7 protein-coding genes are annotated in these 12,426 nt (G+C 57.6%); 4 read left to right on the top strand and 3 right to left on the bottom strand.

The window, feature by feature from the left end; genetic code table 11:
- The first annotated feature begins 51 nt into the window (after positions 1–51).
- Positions 52–1,362, top strand: a complete 1,311-nt coding sequence (locus tag Q6D67_RS14505; RefSeq protein WP_304706380.1) for a malonyl-CoA decarboxylase — start codon at positions 52–54, stop codon at positions 1,360–1,362.
- 24 nt (positions 1,363–1,386) lie between these two features.
- Here the strand turns inward: Q6D67_RS14505 and ectB are convergent, their stop codons facing one another.
- A complete protein-coding gene (gene ectB / locus Q6D67_RS14500; protein WP_304706379.1) occupies positions 1,387–2,643 on the bottom strand; it encodes a diaminobutyrate--2-oxoglutarate transaminase in 1,257 nt (418 codons plus the stop codon).
- A gap of 195 nt (positions 2,644–2,838) precedes the next feature.
- Here ectB and Q6D67_RS14495 point away from each other — a divergent pair, with 195 nt between their 5' ends.
- Together Q6D67_RS14495 and Q6D67_RS14490 are read left to right on the top strand one after the other, a co-directional pair.
- The gene (locus Q6D67_RS14495) at positions 2,839–3,330 is read left to right on the top strand and encodes a hypothetical protein (RefSeq protein WP_304706378.1); all 492 of its coding nucleotides are present in this window, start codon (positions 2,839–2,841) and stop codon (positions 3,328–3,330) included.
- Positions 3,331–3,362: 32 nt separating this feature from the next.
- Positions 3,363–4,535 carry a triacylglycerol lipase gene (locus tag Q6D67_RS14490; RefSeq protein WP_304706377.1) on the top strand — a complete coding sequence of 391 codons (1,173 nt, stop codon included), beginning with the start codon at positions 3,363–3,365 and terminating at the stop codon, positions 4,533–4,535.
- 65 nt (positions 4,536–4,600) lie between these two features.
- Here the strand turns inward: Q6D67_RS14490 and Q6D67_RS14485 are convergent, their stop codons facing one another.
- A complete protein-coding gene (locus Q6D67_RS14485) occupies positions 4,601–5,494 on the bottom strand; it encodes a choice-of-anchor L family PEP-CTERM protein (protein WP_304706376.1) in 894 nt (297 codons plus the stop codon).
- Between the two features lie 392 nt (positions 5,495–5,886).
- Between Q6D67_RS14485 and Q6D67_RS14480 the strand changes: the two genes are divergently transcribed.
- Positions 5,887–7,077, top strand: coding sequence for an ISL3 family transposase (locus Q6D67_RS14480; protein ID WP_304706375.1), 1,191 nt, complete (start codon positions 5,887–5,889; stop codon positions 7,075–7,077).
- A gap of 867 nt (positions 7,078–7,944) precedes the next feature.
- Here Q6D67_RS14480 and Q6D67_RS14475 read toward each other — a convergent pair.
- Positions 7,945–11,097, bottom strand: coding sequence for a type ISP restriction/modification enzyme (locus Q6D67_RS14475; RefSeq protein ID WP_304706374.1), 3,153 nt, complete (start codon positions 11,095–11,097; stop codon positions 7,945–7,947).
- Positions 11,098–12,426: the final 1,329 nt, after the last annotated feature.

Here is a 12,426-nt window from a genome sequence, read left to right as displayed (position 1 = left end):
CCTGCCAGCCCAAGTAACATCCGGGGCTGGCTTTTTTCAGATGGGTAGCTCATGGTCATCAATCGCTGGCTAAACTCCGTGGCCAACGCCGGCAAGAACCTGCTGCGGCGCTCTGCCCGCAACAGAAACACCATCACCGCTCTGTGTCGCGAGCTCTATTCCAACAAGGGGGAGGCGCTAGGCATCGCTTTGGCAGATGAGGTAGCAGTCGCTTACGCCAGGCTCAGTGAGGTAAAGAAAGCTGATTTTTTCCACAGACTGGCTGCCAACTACAACCCGGACCCGGAGCTGATCAACCGCTGCGCGGCGGACTATCGCGACACCCTCAGCCTGGAGGCCTACCGGGCACTGGCGCAGGCAGTTGAATCACCGCGACAGACCCTGTTCCGGCGCATCAACATGGCCCCCAGGGGCACCCGCACCGTGGTCAACATGCGCGAAGATTTGTTGGCACTGATGCCCGCTGACGATTCGCTGCGGGCCGTGGACGACGACCTGCAACACCTGCTCAGCTCCTGGTTCAACCCCGGTTTCCTCAAGCTCAGAACCCTGGACTGGGATTCACCGGCCTCGGTGCTGGAGAAACTGATCGAATACGAGGCCGTGCACGAGATGCAGGGCTGGGACGATCTGCGCCGACGCCTGGATGCCCAGGATCGGCGCTGTTTCGGCTTCTTCCACCCGGCGCTGCCGGATGAACCGCTGATCTTTGTCGAAGTTGCGCTGGTAGCTTCGGTGTCCAGCTCGGTACAGAGCATCCTCGCGCCACAGGACGGCGCGGTTGACCAGGAACGCCTGAAAACCGCCATTTTCTACTCCATCAGCAACTGCCAGCCCGGCCTGCGGGGCATCAGTTTCGGCAACTTCCTGATCAAGCAGGTCGTCATGCGGTTGAAGGAGGAACTGCCGCAGCTGGATGAATTTGCCACCCTGTCGCCAATACCGGGTTTCAGGGCCTGGCTGAACCGGGTGCTGGCGGACGAACAGCAGACCCTGCTCGGCGCCCAGGATGCCGCCCTGCTCGGCGCGCTGGACTCATCCCACTGGTACCAGGATGAAGGTTTGAACAGCAGACTGCAGCCGCTGCTCATGCGGCTGTGCGCCCGTTACCTGCTGCAGGAAAAGCGCGGTAGCGTGCCGCTGGACCCGGTGGCCCGTTTCCACCTTGGCAACGGCGCCAGCATCGCCCGCATCAACTGGCTCGGGGATATCTCATCGAAGGGGCTACAGCAGTCAGCGGGACTGCTGGTGAACTATGAGTACGATCTGGAGGAAGTGGAAGAGCACCACGAGGCGTTCCTGAATCGCGGCGAGATCGCCTCCACACCGGCCGTCCGGAAGCTACTCATCGGTCAAAGCTGACTGCCCCACAGTGCGAACCGGAGCCTACAGTGTCTCTTGCGCCACTTCCCGGAACGCCTCACGGAATAGCGCCAGCCCCTCGTGCAACAGCTCGTCTTCGATATTGAGCGCCACGAAGAGCTTGTTGACCTGACTATCAGCGCCACATGTCTCGCACACCAGCCGTTTCTCAAATGCCCTGGCAGCCACTTTGTCTGAGAACCCGGCTACGGGGGTCTCAATACCCAGCACCAGACCGCGGCCACGCACCTTGCAGTTCAGCGCGGGAAACTCGTCGCGCAAACCATCCAGGGCTTCCAGCATGATGACGGACTTGCGCGCCACTTCCGCGGTGAGTTTGTCATCAGCCCAATATTGTTGAATGAGCTCGGTGGCCGCCACAAACGCCATTGAATTGCCGCGGAAGGTGCCGGTATGCTCTCCCGGCGACCAGACGTCGGCCTCCGGTTTCATCAACAGCAGCGCCATCGGGTTGCCGCCGCCAATTGATTTGGAAAGGCAAACCATGTCTGGTTCTATACCGGCTTCTTCAAAGCTGAAGAACTTGCCGGTGCGACCGTTCCCGACCTGAATATCGTCGATGATAAGCAGAATATCGAATTCCTTGCACAGGGCGGCGAGCCTTTGCAGCCAATCGGTGGAAGCGACGTTGATCCCGCCCTCCCCCTGGACCGTCTCCACAATCACCGCCGCCGGCGTCTCCATACCGGAACCGTGATCCTCAAGAAAGCGGCGGAAGACGTGAATCGTATCAATGTCGTCGCCGAGAAAGCCGTCAAAGGGCATGAACGACACTGCACCCCGCGAGCCGTAGGACGCATCGCGATAGGCCTCGTTGCCCGTCACCGCCAGAGCGCCCATGGTGTGTCCATGGTAGCCGTTGGTAAAGGCGACGATGTTGGCCCGGCCCTTGACCTGGCGCGCGAGTTTCATCGCGGCTTCGGTACAGTTGGTACCGGTGGGACCGGTAAACTGCATTTTGTAATCGTAACCTCGGGGTTCAAGGATATACTTGACGAACACCTCGATGAACGTTTTCTTGGCGACCGTGGCCTTGTCGAGGCCGTGGGCGATGCGCCGATCCTGCAGGTACTTGATGCTCGCCTCAACGGCCGCTTCGGGATTGTGACCGTAGTTCAGAGTGCCTGCGCCCGCGAAGAAATCGATAAAGCGGTTGCCGTCTTCATCGAACAGCTCCGCTCCGATAGCCTTGTCAAAAACTACCGGAAAGGATCGAATGTAGCCGCGAACTTGCGACTCATGCTTCTCAAACACTTCCATACCTGTTCTCCCTCAAATGCGCACGCGCCAGACAATGGTTAATCCTAGCGCAATAACGACAAAAAATTCAGGCTTGACATGGCTACCCGTCCACCTGTCGACCTGTTGTCCAGAACCTCTGCCCTCAGACTGCAGCAGTAGCTGGCTTGCTTTTGTATTACACATGAACTACATTTGGCTTTAATGTAATACACTATGGCTGAACCTGGCATGGCGCAAACACGCAAACCGGCGGGCAATAAAGGCAAGCAGAGAAAGCCCAGAGTCCTGCAGGCGCGAATACCCGAGCACCTCGATGAAGAGTTGCGCGGGCGCGCCGAACAGCTCGGGCTATCGGTGTCCACCGTCGTGCGCAATGTGCTGCTCAACACCTTTAATCTGGTGGAAGACGTGGTCAGCGACAGCGCTCGGATCGCGCGCGCCGTACAGGGCCGCAACCCGGTAGCTCAGGCCCTCGTTACCGAGAGCACATTGGCCCTTCCAGCCGAACCCGGGGCAATTATCGGCTGGCATGAAGCCACGCTCAATCGCAATGGCGTTTGCGAAGATTGTAATACAATTCTCGAACGGGGCGTGCGCGCCGCCATCGGCGTGCCAACGGGTCACCGCCCGGCGCTACTGTGCCTCGCCTGCCTCGGCAAGCTGGGCGGGCAGGCTTCAGGCCCGGACGAGGAGGGCGAGCTGTGAACCCACAGCCGATAAAACGGGGGGGGCTCTCCATGCACACCATTCAGGGCGGGTTACGGCTGGCCTTTGATTCCGTGGCAGGTGTTACCAATGCGGTGGAGGGCGTGCACAAGTCGATCGCCCGAGGCCCCATTGCAGCCTCGGTGTACGCGATCATCCGCGGTGTGAATGGCGCCCTGCGGCAAGGGGTGGACCGCTCCCTTGCACTGCTACCCGGCTCAATGGTCGCCAACCACACCGGCTCGGCCGCTGAACTGCGCGCAATCGCCGCGCTCAACGGCGCTTTTGGCGATCACCTGGAGGCAACCGCAAATCCGCTCGCCATCCCCATGACCCTGCTCTGCGATAGCACCGTGCTGTGCCTGGAGCCAGAGGCACTGGCGGCGGCCATTCCCAGGCCTGCCAGCCACGTTGCGCTGATGGTGCACGGTCTCGGCATGTCAGAGCTTGGCTGGTCACGCGCGGGGGCGCCTGCACTCGGCTCCAGCCTGCAGCAGGCGCTGGGCTGTACTCCGCTGTACCTGCGGTACAACAGCGGTCGCAACGTCTCCTGCAACGGTCGCGAGCTGGCAGCGCTGCTGGACGCCCTGTTCAGGGCCTGGCCAGTGCCGCTGGAGTCGCTGTCCCTGGTCGGGCACAGCATGGGAGGACTGGTGATCCGCAGCGCCTGCTGGTACGCAGAGCAAGCGAAGATGCCCTGGCTGCCGGCCCTGCGGCGGATTGTCTGCCTCGGCACACCGCATCACGGTGCGCCGCTGGAGCGGGCGGGCCACGCCCTTGATCTCATGCTACAGCAGACACGGTTCACGCGACCGCTGGCACTGGGGAAATACAGAAGCGCGGGTATCAAGGACTTGCGCTTTGGCAACCTGCTTGACGAAGACTGGGAGGGTTGGCATCCGGACCGACCCGGCAGGGACCGGCGCCGAGCAGTACCCCTGATGCCAAGTGTCGACTACTACTTTGTCGCCGCCACGCTGGGCGCGCACCTGCGCCACCCTCTGGGTGTGCTGCTCGGAGATATGCTGGTGCGCACCGACAGCGCTGTGGGTTATCACAAGGACACGTCAAGGTGCCTGGAGGTCAACCCTGAACACTGCAAGGTGTTCCACGAGCGCAATCACTTTGCCCTGCTGAGTGACCCCCGGGTGCACCAACAGCTCATTCAGTGGTGGACCAAAGGCGGGAGCCGAGTGGCAACTTGAGCTACAGCTGGAATGAAAAAGCCGACACTTCTATGCCGGCTTTCCCCATTGGGGATGTTGCAGCTTCAGACAGCGCTGCGGCGACGCAGTGCGCCCAGAAGCGCCAGGCCGATGGCCATTAGTGCATAGGTCGCGGGCACGGGCACAGAGGCGACAGGCGCGGGATCGCCGATACCGCCGCTGCTTGCCGTAGTGGACCGCAGATTGCCGATGAACACACCACTGTCGAAGATACTATCAAATGTATCGGCGATGGCGATCAGCATGTTATGGGTCGTCAAGCCGGGGGCCAGCAGGCCAGTGACGGTGAGGCTGGGCGTGAATCCGTTGTACTCGTTAGGATAGCGGCTGCTGCCTACCGGGTTGGACTGGAAGTTTGCCTGCGGAACGTTACTGACCAGCGCTCCGCCGGGGAAGAAGGCGTTGTTTACACCGTCGACGAAGAAACCGAAGATATCGGTCACGGTTTGCGTTGGGAACTCATCGGAGGCGAATACGAAGTTAGCGCTGACGGCGTTGCCAGCGGCCAATGTGAAATCGAAAGAGAGGAAATTCTGGTCGAAGGTGTTATTCCCAGACAAGGTACTCAGCGCGGCATTAGAGCCAGTGCCGGGTTGGCTCAGGCTGTTCGAGAAGTTTGATTCCGTGTTGGTCGTGGGCATGTTGGCATGACCTGAGGTCAGCAGGATCCCGTCGGGATTAGTGATGGTAGCGCCAACACCGTCGTCAGGCACCAGGTTCATACCGGTGTAGGTGGCGGACTGCTCCTCGCCCACGGTGGTCTTGCCGACGAAGGCCAGGGTAGTCATATCGACGTTGATGCCGCTATCTGGCCCGAGCAACGCGGCGAACAGTGTCGCGGCGGCATCGCTGTTGACCGGCGAGATAATGAAAGCCATGGCAGGGGCGGGTAAGATGAGAGCCAGTGCGATCGTCAGGTTTTTTACGTTCGTTTTCATTTTCATCTCCAATTCGCTGGGTTGGGCTGAAATGATTGCAGAGCGTCACTCCAGTGACCCTTCTTAGCATTGCTCATGCCAGCCTCAGCCTTTTTTTTATTTTTCAATAAGTTGATGAAACGGATTTATGACTGCGTCAAATACTGCGAGGCCATCGTTAAAAATTCTGACANAAATGATTGCAGAGCGTCACTCCAGTGACCCTTCTTAGCATTGCTCATGCCAGCCTCAGCCTTTTTTTTATTTTTCAATAAGTTGATGAAACGGATTTATGACTGCGTCAAATACTGCGAGGCCATCGTTAAAAATTCTGACAGGCTCTTCATCATTAACGGGGGACACCGGTATTCATTAAACTGATTTTGCGACGATCAATTTAATGGAGAATACCGATGTCCCACGCAGGAAATATTCTAGGTATATCTGAGCTAGAGGTCGAGCGGGTCGACCGCGATAAAGGCATTGAGGTCTATGCCAGGCCCACCAAACGGCCGCCGTGCATCTATTGCCAGCATAACGGGGTCAGGATCAAGGCGACCTATCAGCGCACGCTCAAGCATACCCGCTTTGGCAACCAGGTGATGACGCTTCACCTGACGTCCCCCAAGTACCACTGCCCGCAATGTCGGCGGTATTTTCGGCACCGTTTCAAGGGAGTTCGACCCCGCTTCAGAGCCTCGGAAGCGTTCCGGCTCGAGGTCTTTGAGGCCCACGACGGCGGCATCACCCAGCGCAAGCTCACGCTGACCCACGGGATCAGTGCCGCCACGGTGGAACGGTGGTATCACAGCCATTGCCGTCTGCGGCGGTCTGAGACGGCCAATCGCCCCTGCCCCAAGGTACTGGGCATTGATGAGCACTTCTTTACCCGCAAGCGTGGCTACGCCACCACGCTGGTGGATCTCAAGCGCAACAAGGTGTTTGATGTGGTGCTGGGGCGCTCGGAGGCCAGCCTGGAACGTTATCTGAAGGCTTTACCGGGAAAGGACAACGTCCAGCTGATCGTCATGGATCTGTCGGAGACCTACCGCAATATCGCTCGTCGCTACTTCCCCAATGCGATGATCGTGGCTGACCGCTTTCACGTCATCCGACTCGTGAATCAGCACTTCCTGAAGGCCTGGCAGGACCATGACCCCGAGGGTCGCAAGAACCGCGGCCTGATTAGCCTCATGCGCCGTCATGAATGGCGCCTGTCACCAGAGCAGCGCGATAACCTCGGCAACTACCTCAGTGCGTTCCCGGTGCTCAACGCCCTGTATCAGGCCAAGCAGCGCCTCAACCGGCTGCTGCTCCTGAAAACCTTGACCAGAAAACGGACCGAAAGAGCACTGCCCAAGCTGCTCGCACTAATCAAACAGTTCCACGCCAGCCCGCTTCACCGGCTGGCAAGGACCCTCACATCTTGGCTAGAGCCAATCATCACGATGTGGCGGTTCAGCAAGAGCAACGGGCCCACCGAGGGCTTTCATAACAAGATGGAAATGATGTCGAGGAGAGCGTACGGATTCAGAAACTTTGAGAATTACCGACTGAGGGTGCTGACCCATTGTGGATGGGATGGCATCATCAACAGGGTTTAGTGAAAACCGGCCCATCCCCCGTTAAGTGGGTAGAGCCTTCAGAACCTTTGAGAATTACCGACTGAGGGTGCTGACCCATTGTGGATGGGATGGCATCATCAACAGGGTTTAGTGAAAACCGGCCCATCCCCCGTTAAGTGGGTAGAGCCCGCAACTCATTGATTTTAAAAGGAAAATTGGTCGGGACGGCATCGCCTGAATACAATGCCTAACGTATTGTTATATAAGTAATTTACCGTCTATTAAAAGGCACCGTACCCCCATAAATACCCCCAATAAGTTTTGTCACCTCGGTTTCGCGTCTGGTTTACGCTGGCATTCCGCCGACAGCCGCCCACCATGTAACCTACTTCAACAAACCTCAACAGGCGATGTCATCACCACGGGCCTCGCGCGCGCGTACTGTTCAGGAAACTCCCCATCCCCGGAAGTAACAAGACGTACTTAGCCACCTATAGTTTGCTTATACATTGCCGACCACCTCATACGGACTGGCCAGGGCAGCCACCCAAGCGCACTCCATTTTGCGGAAACAAAAATTGTTCCCCCGCTACGGTCCCCCCGGGGTGGCGGTACAGGTATTTGCCAGGCATCCCTCCTACCTCAGAAAACCTCAGTCGCCTACCCCAGCTCCGCAGGCGCGGGCCCAATATATGATTTTGTATGGTTCTTAGCGGCGCCGGTGGGCCAATTCCACCAGAAAAAAACGATTTAGCATTAACGAGACAGTAACCCGCCGGTGTTGCCAAGCGTGCCCCCTATGTTTCTCTACCCCCTCCACCGCATCTGCGCCCATTGTTATAGGCAGCACGCATATATTCGCAAATCAGATCCGCTCGGACTGTTTAGGAAAGTTCACGAAATCACTCACGACGCATCCAACGTCATATCTATGGTCCTCATGACACGATCGGTCTCGGCAAGAATTTTCAGTATCCGTTGGTAGTGCTTCACGTCATCGAAGGCCAATGCGCGTCCCTTACGGTCCTTCAACCACTTCTGGGCGGGCTGATAGCCGCCGATGTAGAAGCACCATGAGACTTCGGGCACGCTGTCGAAATACTGGGCCTCGTTGATCCAGACGCGGCCCTCTTCAAACCGGGGCTTGACCACCAGGTTGTCGCCCTCGCCCGTGAAGGGATATGGGGTCTGCCCGATAACGGCCGGGTCCATTAGGTGAAGCTTGCGCAGCTCGGTTCCCTTGGCGGAAACATTCCAGAACTCATCCGGGGTGACAGGCCAGGGAATGCGGGGGAAGTCGATTTTCAGGAATTCAGCATAGGTCTCGCGATAAGCTAGGCAGTGTAGGACGCCATAAATGTAATCGAACACGGCGATTTCATCGGGCGTACCATGGTCGGGATGCGAGGCCAGTCCTTGCAGGCGTGAGTAAAGCTTGTCGTCAAAATTCACTCTACGGTTCTGGTCCAATTCTTGTTCGTTGGGATAGAGGTAAAGTGGCAGACAGTAGCCGCGCTCCTTAGTCCTATTGGAGACAAAGCTATCATCCACAATGGTCTCAGCTATGAATATGTGCTCCCATGTCGGAACGGCGCTTTGCCTGCATGAAATCAAAGCAAAATTCTTACCTGCCAGCATATTGTGCATCGTATCGAATCGCCCCCAATCTACCATGTCCGGCCGATATAGGATTGCGCGTGTATCGAAGAGGCGATAGGCGATGGGCTTGATGTCAGCGACCCAATCCGCACTCTGAATGGAAGCGCGGGCGGCAGGCAGCTTCCACCCTCGGGAATCTCCGGGAGGATACTTCCCAGCCTTCTTGCTCGGGAAGAATTCGGCTCGAACTTCATCGTCAGTCTTGACCGGATCGGCAAAGCGGCTGATCCTGTCTCTCAGTCCCTGTTTCGTGAAGTCGATCACAAGGCCATCCTTGGCTGTCACTATGCCAGTTCCATTTACAGGTATGAAATCGGCCAATCCAAAGCCTTTGCCATAAACCTCTGTCAGCGCGTGGTCTCTCTGTGCGAAAGCATATTGGGGGCCAGCGCAGTCGATCCGTTTCGTCACCGGTTTGCCAAGGCGACTATGAGTCAGCGCCGTATATTTGGCGTCCCGTGAGCCCCAAAGGTCTCCATGGTAGACTTCGGCCAATCCCTTCTTTTTGGCACCGGTCTTCACCCCTATGATGATCGCCACACCTTGCTGGATGTCGAAGACGTTCTTATCTGGCTTGCCGTCGGGTGTGACCTCCTTCTTCTTGGCGTTGCCGTGCAGATCAAGGACGTGAATGCGGTCGAACGTGTTCAGCAGGTGCCAGCGCATTCCTCGAAACGTCGGGTTGTCGAGGTAGCCGTGGTTGGTGATGAAACCGAGGACTCCCTCGCCATTCTTTTCGATCAGGCTCTCGGAAAGGCGGATAAACTTCACATAGTCGTCGTGCAGCCAGTGCTTGCGCTCACCGAAGTGGACGCCATCGACGTACTTGTAATCGTCGATCAGGTCCGTGATCCAGCCGCCCATGTTGTGCGAAATGCCTGAGTATGGCGGATTACCGAGGACGCACATGATGGGCATGTCGCGCTTGATAGCGTTGGCTCCTTTAGCCTCACGGCTCAGCCATTGTGAAAACGGCAATTGCTGATTGGCCGGTTCGCCCTCTTCGAGGCTGTTCGTCAGGTAGACCGACAGCCGAGGCGGGCTGCCTGTGGGGGTATAGCCCATCTCGGTCAAGATCATGTCGAGCTTCATGTGGCACATGGCGTAGGACGCCATCAGCAGCTCGAACCCGTGTAGGCGCGGGATTAGATCGGCCTCAATGTAGCTGGACCACATGCCAGGGGCTACACCCTGAATCTTGGGGGCAATCTGCTTGATAACTTCAGCGAGGAAAGTGCCCGTGCCTGTTGCCGGATCGAGGATCTGGACGCGGTGGACGTCTTTCTTAATCGTAACCGCCTTGCCCTTCTTGTCGGTCTGGCCGGTGTCCCAGTCCACCGTAACTTTCGAGGTGTCGGCGAGACCATCGGGCAGGCCGAATTCCGTTTGCAGCACCTCATCCACGGCGCGCACGATGAAGTTGACCACAGGTTCGGGTGTGTACCAGACGCCGCGCGCTTTGCGCTTGGCCGGGTTATAGGCGGCGAGGAACGTCTCATAAAAGTGCAGGAAGGGGTCGTTCTGGCCGGTCAGCTTTCCAAAGCCCTCCATCAGCTGTGCCACGTCACAGGCTTGGAAAACACGCGCCAGGTCGTCGATGATCCAAGCGATCCGGTCGTCCAAATCATAGCCGGCCACATAGCTGAACAGCGATCGAAGGAAGGGATTGGATTTGGGCAGGAGTTCCATGGCCTCCTGGCGACTGAAAGTATCTAGCGTAGTGTCGTGCAGGCGGGCTGCGAACATCCCGTAGGCGATGGTCTCGGCATAGATGTCGGCGAAGTCTTCCGGCGTGATGTCGTGGATCAGGTTTTCCTTGAACGCCTGATATTGGGCCATAAGCTCCGTCTGAAGTGCTTCGTCATCGGCAAGCGTCTTGCGTAGCACGTCCTTTATGAGGTTGGCCTTTCCTGCCATGCGCTCGGCCAGATCACGCGGGCTGGTGATGGTCTGGGGCTTCTGGGCGATGAAATCGCGCAGCAGGTTTTCCAGCGTCTCGTATTGGTCGGGTTTCGGGATCACGCCCATCAGAAAATCAGCGATGGCGACGGAGGCCGTCAGCTCGCCGTCACGGTAGAAGTCCCAATCGAGGCCATTGGTGTAGATCAGGTTGGGTAAAGCGGCCTTGTACCGGTGTTGCTGGTCTTTGTTGCTGTCCTTCATCGCCCGAATGCCGATGTGCAGGTCTTTGGCTTCCACATGGCCTATCGCGATCTCACCTTGCGTGATGATGAAGTCTGGCGCACCGCATTTGATGCGCTTGGGTTCATTGAGGGCGGTGATGCCCTCATCAATACCGTAGAATAAATCCACGAACGCTGGTCTGTACGAATGCTCAGTGGCCGAACCTGTCTTGTATGTTTTGATTACCTGGTCCAGGAATTCCTTGATAACGCTCACGCCCATACCCGCATTTTTCTGATTTAGGGCAGGATTGTCCCACGGGGGCGCCCCACAACCAAACCCGACCTTCAGATTGGGTATCACCGGTGGGGTAGGTTAAAGCGCACGCTCAAGTCCAGTTATCCTGAAATCCGGATACCCCACCTGACTTGACACTGGTATCCAGACTTTTGACTACCCCCAGGCTTCTCTCTGGCAACCAGCGATGGTACTTCTCAAAAATGTAGCGCAGCATCCCCGCCTAACAGCTCCCTTGCCATGTCGCAGTAGGTTTTATTCCACGAAGCATCAATTGCCCTGTATCGTCGGCTCAGTCTCTCGAAGGTCCGCCAATGCATACCCTTTCGCTTTTGCCAACCATAGGAGCCGTCCCAGTCTTCAAATATTCGAGCCCCCAACGTGTCCCTCGCCTCTCGCAGCTTGTCCAACTTGTCGCCCTTCTGACTGGGGTACAGATAGCCGCAGCATTTTCGGCAAACAAAGTACACACCGCAGGAAAACAGCACTTCACAGCGACGGTTGCAGCGTCTGTTGGGACAGCAGAAATATTGACGCCCGCCCCCGTACCGGCAGGGTACGCTCTCCAAGGGGACGGCAATGGTTATTTGCTCCCACTCTGCGCCAGGCTCCCTAACGCGATAGTCGAGAACAAGTGTCTCGCCATTCTGCTCAACCCGGTAGCGAATGCTCCCGGTGGGTTCGCCCCTACAGCTCCAATTGAGGCGCCCTGCACAACTAGGCTGCAACAACCCCCGCTTTCGCAGATAACGAATATCCACCCGCCTTGCCTCGCTGGTGGCGGGCTGGTTACTCTGCGGTCCGCTCCCGAATCCGCCCATGCTGTGCCCTCGAATATTTCACTAAATCCTTTGGCAATTCTACCCTTCTTTGCGATTCGATACTGGCAGGGTTGGGGGTGCCTGGTGGCCGGGAATAGATCCCCGTGACCTTGTACAAGGCCGGGCGGGTGGCTGCCAGGTGCAATCCTGGTGATTCAATCGGAAAAAACGGGTCAGCGACAACGAGAGAGCCACCCATCGATGTTGAGTGGAGTACCGATCTACTTTCCGCAGCCCCCTGTCTCAGGCGCACAACCATGGCATCACCAGCCCGGGATGGCGTCATGGTGCAGGATAGGCGAGCGAGCGGAATCGCCCATACCCTGTATCTAAAGGGGGTTCCGCCGGTTGGCTCGATACATGATGATGACCAACCCCACCCCGGGAAAACTTCGCAAGTAGTGAGACTGTGCGCCGCTTGCCACCCGTGCCGCCAGGACAGCGGATAGTACCTTGACGGGGGGTAGGGGTGCCGGGCTGCCTTTTT

This window comes from Haliea sp. E1-2-M8, assembly GCF_030649675.1.
In the GTDB taxonomy this organism is placed as follows: Bacteria; Pseudomonadota; Gammaproteobacteria; order Pseudomonadales; family Halieaceae; genus Haliea.
This window is presented reverse-complemented; position numbering and strand designations above follow the sequence as displayed.

Bases quoted from the DNA above. Each gene is read 5' to 3' on its own strand.
- Q6D67_RS14505 (WP_304706380.1), top strand. From the start codon at position 52: ATGGTCATCAATCGCTGGCTAAACTCCGTGGCCAACGCCGGCAAGAAC.
- ectB (WP_304706379.1), bottom strand. From the start codon at position 2,643: ATGGAAGTGTTTGAGAAGCATGAGTCGCAAGTTCGCGGCTACATTCGA.
- Q6D67_RS14495 (WP_304706378.1), top strand. From the start codon at position 2,839: ATGGCTGAACCTGGCATGGCGCAAACACGCAAACCGGCGGGCAATAAA.
- Q6D67_RS14490 (WP_304706377.1), top strand. From the start codon at position 3,363: ATGCACACCATTCAGGGCGGGTTACGGCTGGCCTTTGATTCCGTGGCA.
- Q6D67_RS14485 (WP_304706376.1), bottom strand. From the start codon at position 5,494: ATGAAAACGAACGTAAAAAACCTGACGATCGCACTGGCTCTCATCTTA.
- Q6D67_RS14480 (WP_304706375.1), top strand. From the start codon at position 5,887: ATGTCCCACGCAGGAAATATTCTAGGTATATCTGAGCTAGAGGTCGAG.